General features: G+C 70.2%; 16 protein-coding genes and 1 tRNA gene. 4 read left to right on the top strand and 13 right to left on the bottom strand.

Annotated elements, in window-relative coordinates:
* Positions 1-217: 217 nt before the first annotated feature.
* Positions 218-290 (bottom strand) — tRNA-Thr (locus H9634_RS07070).
* Positions 291-463: 173 nt separating this feature from the next.
* Between H9634_RS07070 and H9634_RS07065 the strand changes: the two genes are divergently transcribed.
* Positions 464-1,576: a M20/M25/M40 family metallo-hydrolase gene (locus tag H9634_RS07065; RefSeq protein ID WP_318245030.1), complete on the top strand. Its 1,113-nt coding sequence runs from the start codon at positions 464-466 to the stop codon at positions 1,574-1,576.
* 23 nt (positions 1,577-1,599) lie between these two features.
* Here the strand turns inward: H9634_RS07065 and H9634_RS07060 are convergent, their stop codons facing one another.
* Together H9634_RS07060 and tmk are read right to left on the bottom strand one after the other, a co-directional pair.
* The gene (locus H9634_RS07060) at positions 1,600-2,784 is read right to left on the bottom strand and encodes a DNA polymerase III subunit delta' (protein WP_191725991.1); all 1,185 of its coding nucleotides are present in this window, start codon (positions 2,782-2,784) and stop codon (positions 1,600-1,602) included.
* Positions 2,781-5,411 carry a dTMP kinase gene (gene tmk / locus H9634_RS07055; protein ID WP_191725990.1) on the bottom strand — a complete coding sequence of 877 codons (2,631 nt, stop codon included), beginning with the start codon at positions 5,409-5,411 and terminating at the stop codon, positions 2,781-2,783. The genes H9634_RS07060 and tmk overlap by 4 nt, the downstream gene beginning before the upstream one ends.
* Positions 5,412-5,719: 308 nt before the next feature.
* Here tmk and H9634_RS07050 point away from each other — a divergent pair, with 308 nt between their 5' ends.
* Both H9634_RS07050 and H9634_RS07045 read left to right on the top strand, forming a co-directional pair.
* Positions 5,720-6,460, top strand: a complete 741-nt coding sequence (locus H9634_RS07050; RefSeq protein ID WP_404801677.1) for a lipoate--protein ligase family protein — start codon at positions 5,720-5,722, stop codon at positions 6,458-6,460.
* A gap of 233 nt (positions 6,461-6,693) precedes the next feature.
* Positions 6,694-7,662, top strand: coding sequence for an RNase H family protein (locus H9634_RS07045; protein ID WP_191725989.1), 969 nt, complete (start codon positions 6,694-6,696; stop codon positions 7,660-7,662).
* A 17-nt stretch (positions 7,663-7,679) separates the two neighbouring features.
* Here H9634_RS07045 and topA read toward each other — a convergent pair whose 3' ends face one another.
* Together topA and H9634_RS07035 are read right to left on the bottom strand one after the other, a co-directional pair.
* Entirely contained in the window at positions 7,680-10,511 is a 2,832-nt protein-coding gene (gene topA / locus H9634_RS07040) for a type I DNA topoisomerase (protein WP_191725988.1), read from the bottom strand.
* Between the two features lie 123 nt (positions 10,512-10,634).
* The gene (locus tag H9634_RS07035; protein WP_191725987.1) at positions 10,635-12,353 is read right to left on the bottom strand and encodes a methyltransferase; all 1,719 of its coding nucleotides are present in this window, start codon (positions 12,351-12,353) and stop codon (positions 10,635-10,637) included.
* A gap of 65 nt (positions 12,354-12,418) precedes the next feature.
* On the opposite strand from H9634_RS07035, the gene H9634_RS07030 reads away from it, so the two are divergent.
* On the top strand, positions 12,419-14,905 hold the full coding sequence (locus H9634_RS07030) for a DEAD/DEAH box helicase (RefSeq protein ID WP_191725986.1): 2,487 nt from the start codon (positions 12,419-12,421) through the stop codon (positions 14,903-14,905).
* Between the two features lie 6 nt (positions 14,906-14,911).
* Here the strand turns inward: H9634_RS07030 and H9634_RS07025 are convergent, their stop codons facing one another.
* From H9634_RS07025 to H9634_RS06990, 8 genes are all read right to left on the bottom strand, one after another.
* On the bottom strand, positions 14,912-15,286 hold the full coding sequence (locus tag H9634_RS07025; RefSeq protein ID WP_225210684.1) for a hypothetical protein: 375 nt from the start codon (positions 15,284-15,286) through the stop codon (positions 14,912-14,914).
* Positions 15,286-15,660: a TadE family type IV pilus minor pilin gene (locus H9634_RS07020; RefSeq protein WP_191725985.1), complete on the bottom strand. Its 375-nt coding sequence runs from the start codon at positions 15,658-15,660 to the stop codon at positions 15,286-15,288. The genes H9634_RS07025 and H9634_RS07020 overlap by 1 nt, the downstream gene beginning before the upstream one ends.
* 1 nt (position 15,661) lies before the next feature.
* The gene (locus tag H9634_RS07015; protein ID WP_191725984.1) at positions 15,662-15,907 is read right to left on the bottom strand and encodes a DUF4244 domain-containing protein; all 246 of its coding nucleotides are present in this window, start codon (positions 15,905-15,907) and stop codon (positions 15,662-15,664) included.
* A gap of 192 nt (positions 15,908-16,099) precedes the next feature.
* Entirely contained in the window at positions 16,100-16,819 is a 720-nt protein-coding gene (locus tag H9634_RS07010) for a type II secretion system F family protein (RefSeq protein WP_191725983.1), read from the bottom strand.
* On the bottom strand, positions 16,816-17,544 hold the full coding sequence (locus tag H9634_RS07005) for a type II secretion system F family protein (RefSeq protein WP_191725982.1): 729 nt from the start codon (positions 17,542-17,544) through the stop codon (positions 16,816-16,818). The genes H9634_RS07010 and H9634_RS07005 overlap by 4 nt, the downstream gene beginning before the upstream one ends.
* The gene (locus H9634_RS07000; RefSeq protein ID WP_191725981.1) at positions 17,541-18,809 is read right to left on the bottom strand and encodes a TadA family conjugal transfer-associated ATPase; all 1,269 of its coding nucleotides are present in this window, start codon (positions 18,807-18,809) and stop codon (positions 17,541-17,543) included. Before H9634_RS07000 ends, H9634_RS07005 begins: the two co-directional genes overlap by 4 nt.
* Positions 18,806-19,849 (bottom strand): septum site-determining protein Ssd, encoded by a 1,044-nt coding sequence (ssd, locus tag H9634_RS06995; protein ID WP_225210683.1) that lies wholly within the window; start codon positions 19,847-19,849, stop codon positions 18,806-18,808. The genes H9634_RS07000 and ssd overlap by 4 nt, the downstream gene beginning before the upstream one ends.
* Positions 19,850-20,177: 328 nt before the next feature.
* A complete protein-coding gene (locus H9634_RS06990) occupies positions 20,178-22,787 on the bottom strand; it encodes a hypothetical protein (RefSeq protein WP_191725979.1) in 2,610 nt (869 codons plus the stop codon).
* Between the last annotated feature and the right edge of the window lie 205 nt (positions 22,788-22,992).

Below are 22,992 nucleotides of genomic sequence, written 5' to 3'. Positions count from 1 at the left end.
CACACGTACATCAGGTCGATGACGCGGCGGGAGAACAGGTGCAGGCGGAACATCGCGCTGACTCTCCCTTCATTCGATGTGTGCTGTTTCGGTTGTGCTCACTCGGCGGTGCCGAGCGCCCGTCAGGCAGCGGACTCTGCTGAGAGTAGCAGAGTCCCGGACGCGGAAACGCGCCGATGTCATCTGGTGACATCCGCGCGTTTCCGGGCAAGAAGAGAGCCTCCTGCCGGAATCGAACCGGCGACCTTCTTATTACGAGTAAGACGCTCTGCCGACTGAGCTAAGGAGGCAACCTGGACAAGGATAGCGGCTCGCTCAGCCGAGCGTCAAAAGGACATCCCCGCGCCTGCACCAGCCGGCGCGATACAGTGAAGCTGGCAGCACAGCGCTCGCACCGCTGCCCGGCAGCCCCGCCTGCCGCCGCATATCGCCCCTGCGAGAGACGAGAGGACCTGGAGAGAACGTGGCCGTGGATATGGATCGCTTCCTGCGCGAGTTCGAGGAGCTCATCGAATGCGAGTCCCCGTCCTCGGATCCTGATGCGGTCGCCCGCAGCGCCCGTCTCGTCTCGAAGATCGGTGCCTCCCACCTCGGCAGCGCCGCCCGGCTCATCCGCATCGACAAGGCCACCCACGCACTCTGGCGCTTCGGCTCCGGGCCGCGTGAGGTGGTGCTCATCGGCCACCATGACACGGTGTGGCCGCTGGGTACGATCCGCCGGCTGCCGTTCTCCTTCATCGACGGGATCATCCGCGGTCCGGGTGCCGATGACATGAAGGGCGGGGATCTCATCATCTTCCACGCCCTCGGCCAGCTGCTGGCCCGCCGCGGCAGCCTTGACGGCGTCTCAGTGCTCATCACCGGTGATGAGGAGCTCGGTTCGATCACCTCCCGGTCGCTCATCGAGGAGGAGGCGCGTGGGGCGAAGGCTGCGCTCGTGTTCGAGTCCGGCGGCTCCGATGGGGCGGTCAAGATCGCGCGCAAGGGTGTGGCGATCTATGAGCTCGAGGTGCGCGGCCGTGCCTCGCATGCCGGTGTCGAGCCGGAGAAGGGCATCAATGCCACCGCCGAGGTCTCAGCCCAGGTGCTCGATATCCTCACGATCGGCGATCGCTCGGCTGGTACCTCCGTGGTGCCGACGGTCATGACCTCGGGTACGACGACGAACACGGTGCCGGCGGCCGCGAAGGTCGGCATCGACTCCCGGGCGGTGCAGGTTGAGGAGCAGCGTCGGGTCGATGCCGCGCTGCGCATGCTCAAGCCGAAGCATCCGGGTGCGAAGCTGCTGCTGCGCGGGGGCATCAACCGGCCGCCGTTTGAGACGAAGCATTCGATGAACCTCTATGCCCGTGCCCAGCGGATCGCCGGCAGGCTCGGGCACCCGCCGCTGCGCTCGATCGGTGTGGGCGGCGGCTCGGACGGGAACTTCACCGCCGGGATCGGTGTGCCGACCCTCGATGGGCTCGGCACAATCGGCGGCGGGTCGCACGCCGACAGCGAGCATGCGGTGGCGGCGTGGATTCCCAGGCGGGTCGAGCTCGTCCGGGACCTCGTCGGCAGCCTGCTCGACGACTGAGCACCCTCAGCCTGCTGGCAGGCTCACTCGTCGAGCAGCCAGGGGTTCACAAGCCCGATGAACGCGGCTTCGACAATGAGCAGCGGAGCCATGTTCGTCGCCAGCCGCTGACGGGCCTGGGTGAGGATGTCGATGCGGCGCAGCGTGGTGGTGGCCGTGTTGCCTTCGGCGAGTGCGCGGATGCGCTCGTCCTCACCCTTGTTGATGTAGCCCTCGCTCATGCCCAGCTGGCACAGCAGCACATCGCGGTAGAGCGAGAGCAGCTCTAGGAACATCGAGTCGATCTCGTCGTTGCGGGCGCGGACGTTCTTTCGCTTCTGCTCCTCTTCCAGCCGGCGCACCTGGGCGCGCACGGCCGGCGGCGGAGCCTTGCCGGGTTCGACGCCGAGGGTGGTGAGCAGTTCCTCGCGTTCGGCGGCATTGCGTTCAGCGGTGCGCTCCTTGGCCCGCTCAGCAGCACTGTCGACGACCCGGCCGGCCAGCCGGACGGTGGTGCCCAGCGACGTCAGCCGGGAGGGGATGTCCAGCGTGCGCTGCCGTTCGGCGGCGGCCGCCTCATTGAGGGCGAAGCGCTTGGCCCGGCCGATGTGGTTCTGTGCGGCTGCCGCCGCCCAGGCGGCCTTGTCCGGGTCGACGCCGTCGCGGGTGATGAGCAGCTCGGCGATCGCTTCGGTCGGCGGGATGCGCAGGTTGACGTTGCGGCAGCGTGAGCGGATCGTCGTGAGCACATCCTGGGTGCTGGGCGCGCACAGGATCCACACGGTGGCAGGCGGCGGTTCCTCGATCGCCTTGAGCAGGACGTTGGAGGTGCGTTCGGCCATCCGGTCGGCGTCTTCGATGATCATGACCCGCCAGGGGGCGTTGACCGGGGCGGAGTGGGCCTGGGAGACGAGGTCGCGGACCTCGTCGATGGAGATGAGCGACTTCTGCGTCGACATGACGGTCATCGACTCATGCGTGCCGGCCAGTGCCCGGTGCGATTCGGCATCGAGCTCATCGCCGTGGGACGGGCTGAAGAGCGCGGCGGCGAAGGCGCGGGCGGCATTCGACCGGCCCGAGCCGGGTGGGCCGGTGATGAGCCAGGCGTGGGTCATCGAGGCGGTGCCCGAGGTGTCGCCGGCGGCGATGCGGCCAGCGGCATGGGCGGCGCGGCGCAGCTGTTCGATCGCTGCGTCCTGGCCGACGAGTTCGCTCCACACGCCGGTCACTGCTGGTCTCCTCGGCGCATCCCGCGCATGCGGGCTTCGCGCAGCCGCTCACGGGCCTGGCGTTCGATCTCGGCTTGGGCCTGCAGCTTCTGTCGCGAGGAGTTGTGCAGCTGCTGGCGCGGCATCACCGTCGTCTCGGCGTCACCGGGATCCGGCTCGGCTTCCGGCTGCTGCGGTGCCGGGGGCGCGTCGAACTGGCGGGTCGCGTCCTCCTCGTGGAGCGCGTCCTCCCGGTAGTTCGCATCCTCCTGGTGGATCGCGTTCTCGTGGCGGACCGTGTCCTCGCGGTTGCCGGCGTCGTGCTGCTGGGGCAGCAGCACGGCGTCCTGGGAACCGGGTTCGCGGCCGCGGTGCGGCAGCACGGTCGTGGCCGAGTCATCGTCGGCTTCGTCGACTGCCGGAGTGCTGATGACTGTGGTCTCGTCCTCGCCGGACGCGTGGCTGCCGGTGCCGCTGCTGGCTGAGGGCAGGACCGTGGTGGCGTCCTCCTCAGCAGCTGACGAGTCGCCTTTCAGCTGAGGGCCGGCTTCCCTCGCAGCGTCTGCCCGGTGGTGTCCGTCTGCTGGCTGCTCACCGGCGGCCGCCGGCTGATCGACGACCGGCGGCTGGGGGCGGATGCCCTGGACTGTCAGCGTCCGGTCGACGGCTGCGGCGATGTCGGCGGCCACAGCATCGGGGTCGCGGTCGGCGTCGATGACGACGTAGCGCTGCGGTTCTGCCGCGGCCATGTCGAGGAACGCCTGCCGGACCCGCGAATGGAACTCGAGGCCGGCCTGGTCGAGGTGGTTGGCCCCGCCGCGGGATTCGGTGCGAGCGTTCGCTGCCGCCGGATCCATGTCGAGGATGATCGTCAGGTGCGGGATGAGCCCGGTCGTCGCCCAGCGGGAGATCGCCCCGATCTCAGCGACCGAGAGCTGCCGGCCGGCTGACTGATAGGCCAGCGAGGAGTCGATGTAGCGATCGGTCATGACGACCCCGCCGGCGGTGAGCCACGGGTCGACGCGGTCGGCGATGTGGTGGGCGCGGTCAGCTGCGAAGAGCAGCGCCTCAGCACGCTGGGCCACTCCCCTGCCGCCCAGCAGGACCTCGCGGATGCGCTGTCCGGCCTCGGTGCCGCCGGGTTCGCGGGTGGTGTGGATGTCGGTGAAGCCGCGGGCGGCCAAGTGCTCACCGAGCTTGCGGATCTGGGTGGTCTTGCCGACCCCGTCACCGCCTTCGAAGGCGATGAACAGGCCGCGCTCGGCGAGCCTGCGGGCAGCATCGACGGCACCCGGCTGGGAGCCGGCCACCGCTTCGGGCGCGGCGACCGGCGCCTCGGGAGCGGTCGTGCGGGCGGCGGGTGCGCGGAAGGCGTGGACGAGGTCGACGCCGAGGCCGCGCACGCCCAGCGGGGAGAACGTCGTGATTGCGATGATGCCGGCGGCGATGGTGAGCAGGCCGGGGATGATGTAGGCGACCTCCGTGGTGGTGATCTCCCAGACCATGAAGTCGGTCACCGGGACGTTGAGCGCGGTGCCGAGCCAGGTGAGCAGCAGGGCGGCGAAGGCACCGATGCCGAAGCCGATGCGGCGGGAGAACGCATACGGCTGGGCGCGCACGCCGATGCCGACGACGAACGCTGCGGCGCCGGAGAGGATCGCCATGCCCGAGAGCTCCTTGAGCGCGCCGATGAGGACGAGCAGCACGCCGGCGGTGAGCACGGCGAAGGAGGTCAGGCGCGGGCGCGTCATGCCCGGGGCGAAGGTCGGGCCGGCTTCGAAGCCGGCGGCCCAACCGACGAGGGCGGCGCACAGGATCGCGTAGGTGCCGGCCTGACCGAAGCTGAGGTCGGCGACGACGATCTGGGGCAGCGCGACGATGACGCCGAGTGCCCCGAAGAGGACGTAGCAGGCCCAGGGGCGGGCGATCTCGGCCTCGCCGCGGCCGCGGTGCTGAGCGGGGAACGCACCAGTGGTCTGGTCGACGGAATCAGCGGAGACCGGCAGCAGGAAGGAGGCGATCGCCGCGGCGAGCATGACGAGGGCGGCCAGCAGCAGCAGCCAGCGCTGGGCGGGCACACCGGCGGAGACGCCCGAGGCGATCTGGGCGATGTAGGTGACGAACAGGCCGAGGCCCGCGGCGACGCCGACCGAGCGCCACGGTTTGCGGTGCACGCCCGGGGCCTGGCGGACGAGCAGGGCGACCATGACCGCCAGCAGCAGGCCGGTGAGCCAGGCGAGCCAGACGGAGGGGAAGAAGAAGAGGAACAGGCCCGAGACTCCGGCAGCTGCGGCGGAGGAGGACAGCACCCGGCCGCCGGTGGTCGACAGGCGTGAGCCGAGCAGCGAAGTCGGCAGGAACAGGCCGGCTGCCGCGACGACGAGGAGGACGGTGAGGGCGATCGCGCCGTGGCGGACGCTGAATTCGCCGACCTCCCAGACCGGCTGGACGCTGTGCAGGTCAGCGGGCAGGCCGGTGTCGAAGAATCCCATGATGCCGGCGAGACCGAAGGCGATCGCACCGGTGGTCAGCAGCAGCAGCCAGGCGCCGACTTCGAGTCCAAGCGGGACGAGCGGGGCGAGCGGATGCCGTCTGGGCGCCGCTGATGCGGCTGCGGACGCGCCGCTCGGGGGATTCGGAGTTGTCATCACATCTCCACGATACTCATCGGCTCGGACATCGACGATATCAGCCTACGAGGCCCACCTGTCCGCTTGCTGGACGAGGCGCCAGGCGGCGGCTGCCGGCGCTGGACGCGGCGGCGGGGCCGGATGCGGCGGATCCGGCGGGCCGGGGCGGGCGCGGCCGCGGTTATCCTATCTAGGTGACCGACACCGACTCCCGTGACGCAGCCGCCCGGGCCGCTGATTCCGCCCAGCCGGCTGATGCCTCTGCCCCGGCTGCCGACCCGGCCGGAGCCTCTCCCCTGACCGATGGCCAGCCTGCGCCTGCCCGCATCCGGCTGCACCGCCTCGGGCGCGGGACCGATGACCCGGTCGATGCGCTCTCCCTGGCCCGCGTGCTGCTCGATGAGGTGCGGGCCGGGAAGCGGCCGGGTGTGCTGCGGATCTACCGGCCGGAGCCGACCGTCGCCTTCGGTGCCCGCGACCGGTTCCTGCCCGGATTTCCCGCCGCGGTCGAAGCCGCGCGCGCCCACGGGTTCACGCCGGTGCTGCGCTCGCTCGGCGGGCGGGTGGCCCCGTATCACCGCGGCAGCCTCGTCATCGATCACATCGAACCGGCCTCCACGCTGCTGTCGGGCACGCAGGGCCGGTTCACGGACTTCGGGGCGATGTACGCCCAGGTGCTGCGCTCGCTCGGCATCGACGCGCGCCTCGGCGAGATTCCCGGTGAGTACTGCCCTGGTGAGCACAGCGTCAATGTCGCAGGCAGGATCAAGGCGATCGGCACGGCGCAGCGGGTGACCGCGGCCGGCTGGCTGTTCTCATCGTCGATCGTCGTGACCGATCCCGATCCGATCCGGGCAGTGCTCACCGACGTCGAGGCAGCCCTGGGGGTCGAGTGGGATCCAGCGACCGGCGGGTCGATCAGCGAGGTGCATCCCGAGGTGACGGTCGAAGCGGTCGCCGAGGCCTTCGACGCCGCCTACAGCACCGCCTACGAGGTGGTCGCTGGGGAGATCGGTGAGGAGACGCTGGCAGCAGCGGCAGAGTACCGGGACAAACACGAGCTGTGAGCGGCGCAGCGGCTGTGCGCTGACCCAGCGGCGGCATTGTCATCGGAACGAACGACCCGCATGCAGCCGAACCGGGCATCCCCGTACGTCGGTGATGCCGGTTCATCAGACGATGTCCGTCCCCCCTTTTACCGTGGAAGCTGATCGGCAAAGGGTCGGTCACAGCCGGTGAGGAGGACACGATGGGAACGGCAGAGCGGAATCCAGCAGCTCATTACGCATTCTGGATTGAAGTGGATCTTCTCAACCGCCTCATTCTCGGCGGGCTGCGGTTGCATGGCACAGCGATCGGCGCGGCGACGAAGCTGGCCCTGCAGCTCGACCCTGACGGTGACATCGGCGATCAGGTCTGCGGCGTGGTCGGTGACGCGATGACGCTCATGCGCCCGCAAAACAGTTCGCGCAGCAAGCGCCGCGTGACGATCCTGGCACAGGAGGCGCTGAGACGGAAGCTGTCCGGGATCCGGCCGAATCGCATCGCGGCCTCTCAGGTGACGACTCTCCAGCTTCAGGACGGCGCGCCGAGCAGCCGCTCGCGATTGCTGCGCAGCCTTGCGCTGCAGGCACGCTTCGACCGCGACCTGACAGCGGCAGTGTCCCAACTGTCAACGGAGACCACCGAGACACGGGTCGTCTACACTGACGCGACCCTGTGCAGCGACTCCCAGACTGCGGCAGCGGCTGCCGTCACCCTCGATCGCACAATCTGCGCAATCGAGCGGATCCCACTGTACGAGTCAGACGACATCGGACAGGTCGAGATTCGTGCACTGGCCATCGCCCTGGAAGCTGTCCCGCACAACGTGCCGGTGGTTCTGTGCTCTGACTCGAGAAGTGCGATCCGCTTTACCCGGATGCTCCTGCACGTGGCTGACACCGGCGAGCAGCTGCCGCAATCGCTCATGGACAAGGACTCTGACGACACCGGCATCTACAGCGCTCCGAAGCGGGTTGCAGACGGCGGACTCATCCGTGCCCTCGCCAGACGCACGGCACCGATGCTGCTCGTACACGTCCCGGCACATGTTGGAATCCCGGGCAATGTCCTGGCCGATGAGTGTGCCCGCGTGGGCCGCAGCGGACTATCAGGTGACATTACGGACCCACAGCACACACCACCGGTCGTCCCCCTGGACCTCCTCACACCGTGCGACTCGGATCGGCTGTGGGTGCACCCCTCTGCCGCAGCAGCCGTCGCCTGAACGGCGAGGGCCTGCGGTCAGGGCGTCTTCGGCGTAGCCGTCGTCTTCTTCGCCGCGGTGGTCTTCTTCGCCGCCGTCGTGCGCGCGGTCGTCGACTTCTTGGCAGTCGTCGACTTCGCCGCCGTCGTCTTCTTCGCCGGCGCCTTCTTGGCAGTCGTCTTCTTAGCCGTCGTGCGCTTCTTCGCCGGTCCCTTCGCCCGCTTCTCCGCGAGCAGCTGGAAGGCCCGCTCGGCGGTGATCGAGTCGACGGCGTCGTCCTTGCGCAGGGTCGCGTTCGTCGTCCCGTCGGTGACGTAGGGGCCGAAGCGGCCGTCCTTGAGCACGACCGGCTTCTTCGACTCCGGGTCCTCGCCGAACTCCTTGAGCGGGGCGGCAGCCGCACGGCGGCCGCGCTGCTTGGGCTGGGCGTAGATCGCCAGCGCCTCCTCAAGGGTGATGGTGAAGATCTGCTCCTCAGTCTCCAGCGACCGCGAGTCGCTGCCCTTCTTCAGGTAGGGGCCGTACCGGCCGTTCTGCGCGGTGATGACCTCGCCCTCAGCGTCGGCTCCCACCTCGCGCGGCAGGCTCAGCAGCGTCAGCGCCGTCGACAGGTCGACCGTCGCCGGGTTCATCGACTTGAACAGCGAGGCCGTGCGCGGCTTGGGCTTCTTGGCCCCGCGCTTGGGCTTCTCCTCAGGTTCGGGCAGGATCTCGGTGACATACGGGCCGAAGCGGCCGGACTTCACCACGATCGTGTGCCCGGTCTCCGGGTCGACGCCGAGCTCGCGGTCGCCCTGGCCCTGTTCGGCGATGAGCTCACGGGCCTTTGCCTCGGTCAGCTCATCGGGTGCCAGGTCATCGGGCACCGACACGCGGACCGGGGCGACCTCGCCATCGGCGTTGGCAGGCGCCTGCTTGGCACCGGCGGCAGCCGCCGCCTCGGGCGAGACCTCCAGATAGGGTCCGTACCGGCCGACCCTGAGCACGATGCCCTCGGCGATGTCGATCGAGTTGATCGCCCGCGCATCGATGTCGCCTAAGTCGTCGACTGTCGGCTTGAGACCCTCATGGTCAGCCCCGGTGCCGAAGTAGAACTCGCTGAGCCACTGGCTGCGCTCCTTCGCACCTCCGGCGATCGCGTCGAGGTCGGCTTCGAGAGCTGCAGTGAACTGGTAGTCAACAAGCCCTCCGAAGTGCTCTTCGAGCAGCCTCACGACGGAGAACGCCAGCCAGCTGGGCACCAGCGCGCTGCCGCGTTCGGTGACGTAGCCGCGATCCTGGATCGTCGAGATGATCGCCGCGTACGTCGACGGCCGGCCGATGCCGAGCTCTTCGAGCCGCTTGACGAGGCTGGCCTCGGTGAAGCGCGGCGGCGGTGCAGTCGTGTGGCCGTCGGCCTCAGCGCGAGCGACGGAGATCGCCTGGCCCTCTTCGACCTCCGGCAGCCAGCCGCCCTCCTTGGCGGCGTAGCGTTCGGCGTCACGGCCCTCCTCATAGGCGGCGAGGAAGCCGCGGAACGTGATGACCGTGCCCGAGGCGGTGAAGCCCGCCGTCCTGTCCTCACCGAGGTCGGCAGTGATGCGCATCGTGGCCGTCTTGCCCTTGGCATCGGCCATCTGGCTGGCGACGGTGCGCTTCCAGATGAGGTCGTAGAGCCGGAACTCATCGCCGGAGAGCTTCCCGGAGACCTGGGCCGGGGTGCGGAAGGAGTCACCGGCGGGCCGGATCGCCTCGTGCGCCTCCTGCGCGGACTTCTGCTTCTGGGCGTAGACCCGGGCCGACTCCGGGACGTATTCGGGGCCGTAGAGTTCGGCGATCTGATTCCGGGCGGCGGTCACCGCCTGCGTCGACAGCGCCGAGGAGTCGGTTCGCATGTACGTGATGTAGCCGTTCTCGTACAGCGACTGGGCGGTGCGCATCGCCTGGCGGGCGGTCATCCGCAGCTTGCGGCCAGCCTCCTGCTGCAGGGTCGAAGTGGTGAACGGCGCGGCCGGGCGGCGCGAGTACGGCTTCGTCTCCAGCGCCGCGACACGCAGGCTGTCCTTCGCCGAGGTGGTGAGCTGGCCGGCGAGTTCGGTCGCCATGTCCTCAGTCAGCACGACGACCTCAGAGGCGGCCTTCTTCTTCAGCTGCCCGGCATCGTCGAAATCACGGCCGCCGGCGACCCGCCGGCCGTGATACGTCGTCAGGCGGGCGGCGAACTCGGCACCCGAGCCGGGCACAGCCAGGTCGATGTCGAGGTCCCAGTAGTGGGCAGGCACGAAGGCCATCCGCTCGCGTTCGCGTTCGACGACGAGGCGGGTGGCCACCGACTGCACTCGTCCGGCTGAGAGCCCGGCGCGGACCTTGCGCCATAGCACCGGCGAGACCTCATAGCCGTAGAGCCGATCGAGGATGCGGCGGGTCTCCTGCGCGTCGACCAGCGAGTAGTCCAGTTCGCGGGTGCTCTCCAGGGCGCGGGCGATCGCCTCGGGAGTGATCTCGTGGAAGACCATCCGCTTGACCGGGATCGTGGGCTTGAGGACTTCGAGCAGATGCCAGGCGATCGCCTCACCCTCACGGTCCTCATCTGTCGCCAGATAGAGCTCGTCGGCGTCCTTGAGCAGCCGCTTGAGCTCGGTGACCTTCTTCTTCTTGTCCGGGGCGACCCGATAGTACGGCTCGAAGTCGGAGTCGACATCGACGGCGAACTTGCCGAACGGGCCCTTCTTCATATCCGCAGGCAGCTCCGAGGGCTGCGGCAGGTCTCGGATATGGCCCACCGAGGCTTCGACGTCGTAGCCGTCCCCAAGGTAGCCCACGATGGTGCGGGCTTTGGTCGGAGACTCGACGATGACGAGCCGGCGCGGCTGAGCAGCCGTTTGTGCCACGAGGTTCCCTTTCGACGGAATGTGCGCGGAGCGACGGTGCACCGCAGCGGCCGGACGGTCCTTGACTGGCCGCACGGTGGCTTACACCTTACAGAACTTAGCATCTGCCGCTCACGGCGACCCTCAGCGCGTGCTCAACTCCCGATCGCCGGGTTCGAGCACCGGGAACAGGAATCCGTCGGCCAGCAGCCGGCGGACCTGCCCGGTCAGCTGGGCGCGCAGGGCGGCCGGGTCGGCGTCGAGCAGCTGGGCGAGCGCATCGCTGATGGCGCCGAGTGTCAGGCTGCCGTCGCTGACGCCGAGGAGTCCGGCCAGCGCGGTGTCGCCGGTGATGGTGCGCCCGAATCCGGTGCCCTGCTCATAGGTGATGGTGTGCGGTTCGTCCTCGCCGGGGGTGTGGTGGCGGTGCTCGACGAGGTCCTGGCCGCGGATGAACGCGGTGTGCTCCAGGCCCGCGTCGTCGGTGCCGGCGAGCCATTCGAGCACGGCCAGCCGGGTGTCGAGCACGGCGGCCAGGGTGGCGGTGTCCCCGGCGAGCGGCCCGGTCTCCCTGACATGGTGCAGCGCCCGTTCCCGAGGTGTGGGTGCCCGGTGCATGCGGATCCACCCGAATCCGATGCGTGCGACCCCGCGGGTGCCGAAGTCGTTGAGCCAGGCGGTGGTGTCTGCCTGCCACCGGTCGCTCATCCGGGCCACCCCGCCGTCACGGATCCACGTTTCGGCGTAAGCGACGGGGTCGAGGTGCTCGCGTTCGATCAGCAGCATCGACGTCTCGGCTGCCGGACTGCCGGGTGTGCTCAGCTCCTCGCACCAGCGGATCGGTGCCGGCACCTCGGCCACCACCGCCTCGGGCACGGTGCGCCCGCCGGACGGGTCGCCGGGTGCGCTGTGCTTGCCGGCGGAGTGGTACTCCCAGTTGCCCAGCAGCACCGCGTTGCCGTCCGGGCGCAGCCGTTCGGGGATGCCGGCGATGAGCCCGGCCATGATCGCGTCCCCCGGCTGCCCGCCGTCGCGGTATTCGAAGGCCTGGGTCTGGCCCTGCGGGGTGATGACGAACGGCGGGTTGGCCACGAGCAGGTCGACCGGTTCGTCGATCGGGGCGAGCATGTCACCTGCCCGGAATTCGATCGACTCGATGCCGTTGAGCCCGGCGTTGAGCTCGGCGATCGCGAGCGCCCGGGTGGAGATGTCGGTGGCGATGACGCGCTGGCTGTGGGCGGCGAGCAGCAGCGCCTGGATGCCGCAGCCGGTGCCGATGTCGCAGGCCAGCTCGACGGGCATGCGCGGGGTGATCGCCGCCAGCGTCCGGCCTGCTCCCCCGAGCCCGAGGACATGGTCGCCTGCCAGCGGTTCGTCGCGGGTCAGGGTGCCCCAGTCGGCGGCGATGAGCAGTCCGTCGAAGGTCGTGATCGTCAGCGCCGCACGCACCTGGCCGTCGCCGGTGCCGCCGGCGGGGGCCTCGCCGGGGGTCTTGCCAGGGGTGCTGCTGCTGGCCGTCTCATCTGCGTCGATGAGCCAGCCGTCTGCGCGCAGCGCGCCGTACAGCTCAGGCCCGCACGCCTCGGCGACGTCACCGGCGTCCACGGCCTGGTCGAGGGTGAAGAGCAGGGCGAGCACCGCCTCGGGTGCGGGGATCTCACCGGCAGCCACGCGGGCCTGGGCCTGCACGATCGCCGGGGCGGCGTTCGACCGCTCGATCGCCGCCTGGGCGTGGGTGTCCCACAGCGGCGCGGCCTCCGGGCTGAACGGGAAGGATTCTCTGAGCAGCTCGGCGAGCCGGCGCAGGGTGGTCTCGTGGGCAGCCGGGACCGGGACCGAGACGGTGGATGGCGTGGTGTTCACGTGTCCCACTGTACGAGACCGGCAGGACGGGGTGGTGTCCTGGCCTGGTGGGACAATGGGAGCCTATGGCTCAGCGGCAGGATGCGGCGCCGACACGGCGGCTGCTCGACCTCGTCAGCGGGTTCGGTCAGCGTGAGGACCGGATCCGCCATGTCGAGACCCTGCCGGCGCGGCAGGCCGAGTACGCCGACTGGCCGGACTGGGTGCCTGACGAGGTGGTCGCCTGCTGGCAGTCGCTCGGGATCACCCGGCCGTGGACGCATCAGGCGGCTGCCGCCGAGGCGGCCCATGCCGGTGCGGATACGGTCATCTCGACCGGGACTGCCTCGGGCAAGTCGCTCGGGTTCCTGCTGCCGGTCCTCGAAGCCTTCGCTGCGACCCGTGATGCGCTGCCCCGGCAGCAGGCGACGGCGGTGTATCTGTCGCCGACGAAGGCGCTGGCCCACGATCAAATGGAGAAGGTCAGCCAGCTTGTGCTCGCGGGGCTGCGACCGGCGGCCTATGACGGGGATGTCTCGCAGGCGCAGAAGGACTGGGCCCGGGCGCACGCCAATCTCATCTACACGAATCCCGACATGCTGCATCGGACGGTCCTGCCGCAGCATGCCCGGTTCGCCCGGTGGCTGCGGAATCTGCGGTTCATCATCGTCGATGAGGCTCACCGGTACCGCGGGGTGTTCGGTTCGCATGTCGCCCTCGTGCTGCGCCGGCTGCTGCGCCTGGCCGCCCACTACGGCGCTCAGCCTGTGGTGATCGGGGCGTCGGCGACGATGGCCGATCCGGCTGCCGCCTTCGCCCGGCTCACCGGCCGGGAGTGCACGGCGGTGACCGAGGACGGGTCGCCGCGGGCGGCCGGGCATTTCGTGCTGTGGGAGCCGCCGCTTGTGCCGAATGCCACCGGGGACCCTGATGCCGATGTCTTCGATGCTCTCGGCGTCGATGACCCGCTTGGTGTCGCTGGCCCGCTCGGGGTCGCTGGCCCGCTCGGGGTCGGTGTGGGGCCCGAGGGTGATGATCCGCTGGGGCTCGGCGCTGAGGCCGGGGATCCGCTCGGGGTGCTCACCGATGGGCCACAGCGGCGTTCGACGATCGCCGAGTCCGCCGATCTGCTTGCCGACGCGGTGTGCTCGGACTTCTCTGCGATCGCCTTCATCGCCTCCCGCCGCGGCACTGAGGCACTGGCTGAGGCGACTCGTGCGGCGGTCTCGCGGTCGTTCCCGGAGCTCACCCGCACGGTCGCCGCCTATCGCGGCGGCTATCTGCCTGAGGAGCGCCGGCTGTTGGAGACCGGTCTGCGCAACGGCCGGCTGCGCGCGGTGGCCTCGACGAATGCCCTCGAGCTCGGCATCGACATCGCCGGTCTCGATCTCGTCGTCATGGCCGGCTGGCCGGGCACCCTGGCTTCGCTGTGGCAGCAGGCCGGCCGGGCCGGGCGCGCCGGTTCGGAGTGGCTGGCCGTCCTCATCGCCCGCGACGACCCGCTCGACACCTATGTCGTCAATCATCCGGAGTCGGTGTTCGGCTCGCCGGTCGACGGCGGGGTCATCGACCCGTCGAACCCGTATGTGCTCGGCGGGCATCTGTGCGCGGCGGCTGCCGAACGGCCGCTGACCGAGGAGGACTTCGCGCTCTTCGGCGCGACTGCCGAGCAGACGGTCGCGCAGCTGGCTGCTGCGAACCTGCTGCGCCGCCGGCCGACCGGCTGGTACTGGACGAAGCGCGAGCCGGCAGCGGCACTGACCGACATCCGCGGCGGAGGCGGCGGCATCGTGCGATTCGTCGATGCCGCGACCGGCACGGTGCTCGGCACCGTCGATGATGCTGGGGCGCTGCGCCAGTCCCATCCCGGGGCCGTGTACGTCCATCAGGGCCAGACCTTCGTCGTCACCGATCTCGATCTCGATGAGCGGGTCGCCCTCGTCGAACCGCGCACCGTCGACTACACCACTCAGCCGAAGTCCGTCACCGAGATCAGCATCGAATCGGTCACCGCCTCCCGCCCACTGCCCTCTGGCGGGCGCGTGCACCTGGGCATGGTCGAGGTGCTCGACCAGGTCACCGGGTATCAGATCCGGCAGAACGGCACCGGCGTCGTGCTCTCCGAACACACCCTCGACCTGCCCGAACGGACCCTGCGCACCTCGGCTGTGTGGTGGACGGTGCCTGAGTCCCTGGTCGAGGACGCCGGGATCGTGACACCGGATCTGCCCGGTGCCGTCCATGCCGCCGAGCATGCCTCGATCGGCCTGCTGCCGCTGTTCGCCGGCTGCGACCGGTGGGACATCGGCGGGGTGTCGACTGACCGGCATGCTGATACCGGGAAGACCACGGTGTTCGTCTACGACGGCCAGCCCGGCGGTGCCGGCTTCGCCGAACGCGGCTTCAGTGCTTTCGATGAGTGGCAGACCGCGACACTGGAGGCGATCGAGGCATGCGAGTGCCTGACCGGCTGCCCGTCGTGTGTGCAGTCGCCGAAGTGCGGCAACGGCAACAACCCGTTGGACAAGGATGCTGCCGCAAGGATCCTCACCGCCTTGCTTCGCGGGATCTGATCCCGCCTATGGGCCCGCCGAGCTGCCGGCGACGGCTTTGACCTTGATCGCCGGCAGCGGGGCCGGCAGGGGTGCGCTCACGGTGACGGTTGCCGCGCCCAGGTCGGAACGGGCGATGCATTCGGTGACCTTGAGATCGGCTTTCGCGGCCGTGGCGGCGGCAGCTTCGCAGGGGTCGCCCGGTGCGATGCCGCGTGCGGCATCAGCGGCGGCGAGCGCTGCCAGGTCAGCGGTCCCGGCGGCCTGGGCGTGGATGAGGAAGGCTCTGCCGCCCAATCCGAGTCCTGCCACCAGGGCGAAGGCGGCAGCGGCGATCATGATCGCCGCGACACTTGTCGACCCCGCATCAGTCTCGTGTGGAGCTGTGGCTGGACTGCGCATCAGCCGCCCTCCGTCCTCGCTGTCGCTGACGATGCGACCTGTTTCTGCACCATGCTCACCGGTCGCGGCAGGCTGATGACGACGGCGACCTCGGTGTATCCGCCGTCGGTCCTGATCGTCACCTTCGATCCTGGTCCGGCGCGTTTCTCTGCCTCGGAGATAACCGAGTGCTGTGGTTCTCCCCGCGCTGCCTCGCGGGCAGCGGCCCGGGCGGCGTCGTAGGCGCGCAGCTGGGTCATCCCGACGGTGGCCGCGCCTGCGAAGAGCGCCAGCAGCAGCACCAGGGCCGGCAGCACCATGGCGAACTCCGCGGTCGCCGCTCCCCGGTCGCTGGCGATCCGCCGCCGGCGCGCTTCGCAGGCTGGCCTGGTCATATCAGCTGCCGAGCCCGAACGCCGAGCTGATGACACCCGTGACGAGCTCGAGCAGCGTTTCGCTCTTGAGCAGGGTCACGAGCAGTGCCGCCAGCCCGCAGGCCGCCAGTGTGGTGATCGCGTATTCGGCAGTCGTGGCGCCTTCATCGGAGCTGATGCGCTGGGCCAGCAGGCGGGTCTGCTCACCGGCTGCCGTCTGCTGGTCCGGGCTGCGTGCCGGTGCTGTGCGGTCTCGTGTCGTGTCCATGGTGTCTCCTCACTGTGTGCTATTGCGGACTCCAGCTGCGCTGCCCACGGGCTGAGCACCCAGGGGTCGGCGAGCTGATCCCAGCCTCCGGTGGCCAGCCGGCTGTCTCCAGATACCGCCTCTCAGGTGTGGATGGCCGACGTGCGTCCACACCCGTGTGCGCAGACGCGAGACCGTCATCCACAGCCGCGCTCACTGGAACACCCCTGCCATGTCCGAGACCAGAGTGATGACGACGGGGACGATGCCGAGCAGGATGAAGGCCGGCAGGATGCACACACCCAGCGGGATGACGAGGGTGACACCGAGCCGCGCGGCGGCCAGCTGACGGCGGCGGTGCTCGCTGCGGCGCAGATCCGCTGACAGCCCGCGCAGCAGCGGGGCCAGGGCAACACCGGTGCGGCGGCTGAAGTCGATGAGCGAGACGACCGGGCGCAAACGCTCATCAGTGTCGGGAAGGCGTGAGGTGATCGGCCCGGTTGAGCCGCCACCGGTGATGCCGGGCTCCTCGTGTGCTGCCGCGTGCGCGGGCCCGGACTGCCTGCTCTCGGTCGGCTGCCTCTCAGTCGGCTGCCCGAGTGCGATCGCGTGACCCAGCCTGCCGAGCCCGCTGCGGTCACCGGCGGCCTGCGCTGCCAGCATCAGCGCCCGCTCCGGGGTCAGGCCGCTCTGCAGGCAGATCGCCACCAGCTCCAGGTCGAAGGCCAGCCGGTCAACAGCCGAGTCGCTGCCGCCCGACCCGGTGCTCGAGACCGGCTCACGGCCATCACAACCACCGCCTCGGGCGCGGGGATGGGTGCGGCTGCCGCTCAGCCGGGCGAGCCGGCCGGCGGTACCCGGATCGAAGAGCACGACGGCGGCCGCGACGAGCGCGCCGATGACAGCGATGACGGCGATGACGAACCCGCTCACTGCGCCCTCCTGAGCATCCTGCGCATCCAGGCGCGGCCGGCCAGCAGCAGTGCGATGCCGCCGCCGAGGCTGAGCGCCCCGGGCACGGTGAGCACCAGGCGCAGCGGGTTGGCGCCGATGAACGCGCCGAGCCCGAGGGAGAACACCGGCAGCCAGGTGAGCACCCGCACCGTCGATGTCGGGCCGGCCAGCGCCACTGCTCGTTCGCGGGCGGCGTCGGCCTTCTCGCGGCAGGAGGTCGCGTAGCGGGCGAGCATGTCGGCTGCCGGCGCGCCGGCGGTCTCGGCGACGAACCACACGGCGGCCATTCCATCGAAGATGTCGTGCTGGGCTGCCGGCAGCTGTCCGGCGTGCCGGCGGATCGCTTCGTGCGGGCGCTCGCCCAGTCGCAGCGAGCGTGCCATGCGGCCGAGCACCTCGGCGCTGACGGGATCGTCGCTGAGCTCGCCGAGCTGGCTCATGATCGCCTCCGGCGGCATGCCCACGCGCAGCAAAGCAGCGGCCCTGTCGATCATCGCGATCGCTGCGGACTCATCGTCCGGGTCCGAGGCGCTGCTCCCCTGACCGCGCCAGCGGGCGAACAGACTCGGCCGGGTTGGGGTCTGCCTGCGGCCAGGTCTGCCGGGCAGCAGCTGGGCGAGCCGGCTGGCTGCCGTGTCAGCGCTCAGCAGCCACCAGCCGGCGGCTGTCAGGCTGCCGATGAGCGTGAGGATGACGGCGGTCATCGGTGTGGCCCGATGATGCCGCTGCGTTCGGCGAGCAGGGTGGTGAGCATGTCGAGGCCGGTGGCGTCGAAGCCGGTGCCGACGTGCCAGACCGGGTGCATGACGATCCGGCCATCGGGTTCGGCACGCGGCACGCTCAGCTCGCTCACCTGGCGCGATGCACCCGCACCTGCACCCGCACCTGCACGCGCACCTGCACCCGACCCGGTTGCCTCGCCGGTCTCGGTTGCCTCGCCGGTCCCGGCTGCCTCACCGGTCCGCAGCCGGCGGATGTGGATGACGACGTCGATGGCGCTGGCGACCTGGGAGCGCACTGCGGCCGGAGTCATCCCGGCCAGCGCGCCGAGGGCCTCCAGCCGGGCCGGCACCGCCTCGCCGGTATTGGCGTGAATGGTCGCGCACCCGCCCTCGTGACCGGTGTTGAGTGCGGTGAGCATGTCACGCACCTCGGCGCCGCGGCACTCCCCGACCACGAGACGGTCCGGGCGCATTCGCAGCGCATTGCGCACCAAGTCGGTCAGCGACACGGTGCCGGCCCCTTCGACATTGGACTGGCGGGCCGAGAGCTGCACGACGTGCGGGTGGTCGAGACTGAGTTCGCGGGAGTCTTCGACGATGACGAGCCGCTGGTCGTCTGCCGATTCGGCCAGCAGCGCCCCAAGCAGGGCAGTCTTGCCCGATCCGGTGCCACCGGAGATGAGGAAGTTCGCCCGCCGGGTCAGGATCTGGTGCAGCAGCTCGGCGATGGCGGCCGGGACCGCACCGGTGTCGATGAGTTCGGCGAGGGTGAATCCGCGCGGGCGCGGGATGCGGAAGGACATGATCGTGTGCTCGCCGGACAGCGGCGGGATGACGGCGTTGAGCCGCACGCCATCGGGCAGCTGCACGTCGACGAGCGGGGTCGAGTCGTCCAGGCGCCTGCCGCCGAGAGCTGCCAGCCTGACGGCCAGCGTGCGCACATCGGATTCGCCGCCGAGCGACAGCCGCACCCGCGTCAGGCCCGCGCCCCGGTCGACCCAGATGTCACGCGGGCCGTTGACGAACACGTCGGTGACCCCTGGTTCATCGAGCAGCGGCTGCAGCGGGCCGGCCCCGGCCAGCTGCGCGGAGATCCGGGCGACGAGTTCGAGCAGTGCCGCCGAGCCGAGCACCCGCCCGGTGCGCTGGACTGCCGTCGCCACTGCCGAGGCTGTGATCGGGCCGGGATGATCGAGCAGGTGAGCGCGCACATCGTTGATGAGTCCGGGTTCGAGCCACTCACTCATCGGCCACCTGCGCTGGCGTAGTGCGGTGAGTCTGTGAGGATCCCGTCGAGCACTTCGGCGGCGAACCGCTTGAGGCGGGTGCGCGCATAGGGGATGCCCTCCCCGCGGTCGACCTGGGCGGCTAAGGGTGGGTCGTCGCGGTAGCTGCCGAGCAGCTCCAACCCGATGCTGTCGGCCACGAGTGCCGGGTCGAGACCCTGCCGGTCGACACTGCGCACGGCCAGGCCGACAGCCGGATGGACGGCCCGCAGCCGGCTGGCCACGCACGAGGCGGCGATGACGGCGCGCACGCGGGCAGGGGTGACGAGGACGAGATGGTGGCAGCTGGAGGCCCATTCGACCGGGGCGTGCCGGGGCAGGTCGACGATGACGAGGTCGAAGGCCTGCTGGGCTGCGGTGATGACGGCGTCGAAGACGTCGCCGGAGAGATCGGCGTGGGTCTCGCGGTCCCAGGACAGCACGGAGAGTCCCTCACTTCGCGGCAGCGCCTGCGGCAGAGTCGAGGGCCTCAGCCGCCCGCGCGAGGTCGTCAGCGCAGGCCATCTGAGCCCGTCGATGTTCTCGTAGCCGAGCACAAGATCAACACCCCCGCCGAGCGGGTCGGCGTCGAGCAGCACCGTCTCGACCGCCTCGGTCGCGGCATGGCGGGCGAGGGCGCACGCCAGCACCGAGGCGCCGGCTCCCCCGGAACCGGCGACGACACCGATCGTGGTGGCCGGGCTGCCGGGCGGTTCGACGGCGTGGATCATCCGCTGGGTGAGCCATTCGGCGGCGGCCGGCAGCACTGCGACGGTGTCGGTGCCGAGCCGCGCGGCCTGCTGCCACACCTCGGCGGCGTGGTCGACGGCGATGAGCACCGTCGGCGCGGACAGTGCTGGCAGCGGGTCGGTGACATCCTCACCGAGGAGGACGAGCACGGCGTCCTGCCAGCCGCCGGAGTGCGGAGCCAGCACGTCGAGGCGGATGCCGATGCCGTCGGCGAGTGCGGCGCACTGCTCGGCGAGGCTGGTCAGCTGGGTGACGAGCGCGATGCGGGACATGCGCTCAGCCTCACCCGAACCCATTCTCCCCAGGACGCAGACCGCCTCGGCTGTGGATGACGACGGCCACACCTGGCGCCTGTGACCACAGGTCACCGGCGTCCACAGCCGTCAGCGTCGATGCTGGTGAGCCCGCTGAATCGCAGATCTCACCGGCGCTGGACCCGGCTGCGGGGCCCACCGGCGCGCCGGCATCCGCTCACGCGTCCACAGCTTCTGCGCGCACGTCGCCTCCCGCCCGTCGACCTGCACACACGACTGCGCGCCCTGGTCCGCATCGGTGATGCAGGCCAGGGCGCGCAGTGTGCTTCAGGGTGCCAGCGGTGGGTCAGCCGCGCTGGATGCCCTCCAGGTTGCGCAGCAGTCCCTCCTGTCCGGTGGCATCCCGGACGGTGAAGGTGGTGCCGTTGTCCGACAGCGCCAGGAACCACTCACCGGGGGTGACGGTGAACAGCGGCCGGCCGGTGCTCGGGTCGATCGCCTCGCGCGGCTCCGGGACGGCGAACCAGAACGGCTGGGCCTGACCCGAGGGCACGGCCTGGGCCGATTCGCCGGTGTCGGTCGTCGATTCGGCTGCCGGGCTCCACGCCTGGGTCGGCTGGTCGAGTGTCGCATCAGAGGCGGGCGCCTGTGCCTCAACCGCGGGGCTCCATGCCTGGGTCGGCTGGTCGAGCGACGGATCGCCGGTGACTACAGGCTCACCTGCAGCAACGGTCTGCTCGCTGTCGGCGAGATCGCTGGCGGCGGTGCTGCCGGAGGTGCTGCCCGAACCGGTCGCTGCCGCGCCCGAGGTGTCGCGCTCGTAGGCCCGGAACCACTGGGTTGGCTCGTTCGGGTCATCGCTGGCCTGCTGCTCGCCGCGCACACGCGCCTCCCGGCGGGTGGCCGGCTGGTCGGCTGCCGGTTCGCCTGCAGCCGGCGCCGAGGTGTCGGCGACCGGAGCTTCGACAGCCTGATCTTCGGCAGCTGGCGCCGCGACGGCCGGTTCCTCAGCTGCTGTATCCGCGACGGAGGTGTCCACGCCCGAGCCGTCCACGCCGGAGACGCCCGCGTCCGAGGTGTCGGCAGTCGCGGTGCCGAAGCCGCTGGCGTCGACCGGCTGGCTGTCGGATTCAGCTGCCGCCGTGCGCTCGGTCTCGGTCGGATCAGCAGTGCCGACTGACTCGGCAGCCGCTGCGGTCTCACCACCGGCATCTGCCGCGGTGCGCTCGGTTTCGGTCGGATCCGTGGTCTCCGCCGGTGCCTCGCTTACGGACGCGGCCGATTCCTCGCTGATGGTCTCAGCGGGAGCACCGCGGACGGTGTCGGCGACGACGATGCGATCGGCATCGTCGAGGTCAGCGCCTGCCGGGCTCTGTGCAGCTGCTTCGTCGGAGCCGTGCTCGGCTGCCGGTTCTGCGACTGCGGCATCGCTGAAGTCTGCGCTGTGGGTGCGGCCGCCGGCCATGAACGCCTGGGTCGGCTCACTCTGCGCGTGCTCAGGAGCATCGGCGCTGTGGCTGCCGAGGTAGGCCTGGCCGTCGTCGGAGACCTGCTGCTGACGCGGCTCCTCACCGGCGGCGAAGTCACCGGCCTGCGCGTCGGTGTCACTGGCATTCATGCCGATGCCGGTGGCTGCGGCTCCGGCCGCGCCGGCCCCGACGGCACCGGCGATGGCACCAGCGCCCTGGCTGCCGGAATCAGCGCCCGGGGCCTCACCGGCTGTCGGCTGAGAGCCGTAGGCATGCTGCTGCGCGTCATACCCTGCCGGCTGAGAGCCGTAGGCCTGTGGCTGACCGTCGTGGCCTACCGGCTGGGAGCCGTAAGCCTGCGGCTGCGAACCGTAGGCCTGCGGGTCGGCGTAGCCAGCGGACATCGCACCGGCCTGCTGCTGGTCGGCAGCCGCGTAGCCCGGCTGGGCCCCGAACTGATCCTGCTGACCGAACTGGCCCTGCTGGCCGTACTGGCCCTGACCGAACTGGCCTTGGCCGTCCTGCTGACCGAACTGGCCCTGACCGGCCTGCTGACCCATCTGAGACTGAGCACCGTACTGGTCGTACTGACCGTGCGGAACGTGCGGCTGGGCCTGCTGGCTGAGTCCCGGAGCAGTCGACGCGGCATCGCGCGTAACGGGGCGGGCCTTCGGGTGTGCCTGGCTGTCGGGCCGCTGGGCGAACTCGGCAGCGAAGAACGGCAGCATCGTGAAGACACCGGCGAAGAAGGACACGAGCGCGCCGACGAAGGCGAAGTACGCGCCGACGTGCCAGGCAGACATCGAGAACACCGTCAGCGCGATCTCGATGGCGCAGGTGGCGAAGGCCACCGAGGTGAGCACCGAGATGAGCTGATCGGGGCTGAGCGAGCCGATGCGCTGCGGGAAGCCGCGCACCGTCTTATTCAGCAGCGTGATGACCCCGGCGATGATGAGCAGCAGCGGCCACATGAGAACGATCTGCCAGCCGTACCTGCTCGTCATGAGGAAGGTGTTCTCGAGCCCGTAGCCGAAACCGTACATGTCGCGCCAGAACGGAGTGATGAGCGAGATGAGCCCGAAGAGCGCACCGACGAGAAGCAGGATGTCGCGCAGCGTCAGCGGCCCGAGCAGTCCGGCACCGGGCCGGCGCGGGGCTGCGCTCTGCTGCGGGTAGCCACCAGGGCCGTATCCGGCACCGGGCTGGCTGCCGTAGGCGGCCGGCATCTGGCTGCCGTAGCCAGCCTGCTGCTGATCCCACTGCGCGGACTGCGGCGCCTGACCCTGCTGCTGGCCCTGTGCCTGGCCCTGCGGCTGGCCGTAGGTCTGGCCCTGGCTGCCGTAGGCGCCCGGGTTCTGGCTGCCGTAGGCTGCGGGATCCTGTCCGCCGTAACCGGCGCCGTATCCAGCGCCGGGCTGGCTGCCATAGGCAGGCGTCGGCTGATGCGGATCCGGCTGCTGTCCGCCAGGCTGGTAGGGAGTGCTCATGATCGGAAGTTCTCCTCAGTCGTTGTGACCTGGCGCGGCGGCCGGGTCTCAGTCCCGCGGCCCACCGGCGGCCTGCTCGGCCTCCCGGCGTCCCGCGGTCCTTCGCTGGACGTAAGCATGTCGAGGGCTAGCTTACCGACATCACCCCTTGCCGACGCCAGCCTGCGGCCGTTTCCCACACTGTGGCCGACTGAGATGAACAGTC

The sequence above is a fragment of the Brevibacterium gallinarum genome, from assembly GCF_014836885.1.
Taxonomy (GTDB): Bacteria; Actinomycetota; Actinomycetes; order Actinomycetales; family Brevibacteriaceae; genus Brevibacterium; species Brevibacterium gallinarum.
The sequence above is the reverse complement of the archived record's forward strand: the minus strand, read 5'-3'. Positions and strand labels throughout refer to the sequence as shown.

What these genes read in the sequence shown, in the direction of transcription:
- tmk (WP_191725990.1), bottom strand. Translation starts at nt 5,411, where the DNA reads ATGACAACTCCGAATCCCCCGAGCGGCGCGTCCGCAGCCGCATCAGCG.
- H9634_RS07030 (WP_191725986.1), top strand. Translation starts at nt 12,419, where the DNA reads ATGGCTCAGCGGCAGGATGCGGCGCCGACACGGCGGCTGCTCGACCTC.
- H9634_RS07025 (WP_225210684.1), bottom strand. Translation starts at nt 15,286, where the DNA reads ATGCGCAGTCCAGCCACAGCTCCACACGAGACTGATGCGGGGTCGACA.
- H9634_RS07020 (WP_191725985.1), bottom strand. Translation starts at nt 15,660, where the DNA reads ATGACCAGGCCAGCCTGCGAAGCGCGCCGGCGGCGGATCGCCAGCGAC.
- H9634_RS07015 (WP_191725984.1), bottom strand. Translation starts at nt 15,907, where the DNA reads ATGGACACGACACGAGACCGCACAGCACCGGCACGCAGCCCGGACCAG.
- H9634_RS07005 (WP_191725982.1), bottom strand. Translation starts at nt 17,544, where the DNA reads ATGACCGCCGTCATCCTCACGCTCATCGGCAGCCTGACAGCCGCCGGC.
- H9634_RS07000 (WP_191725981.1), bottom strand. Translation starts at nt 18,809, where the DNA reads ATGAGTGAGTGGCTCGAACCCGGACTCATCAACGATGTGCGCGCTCAC.
- ssd (WP_225210683.1), bottom strand. Translation starts at nt 19,849, where the DNA reads ATGTCCCGCATCGCGCTCGTCACCCAGCTGACCAGCCTCGCCGAGCAG.
- H9634_RS06990 (WP_191725979.1), bottom strand. Translation starts at nt 22,787, where the DNA reads ATGAGCACTCCCTACCAGCCTGGCGGACAGCAGCCGGATCCGCATCAG.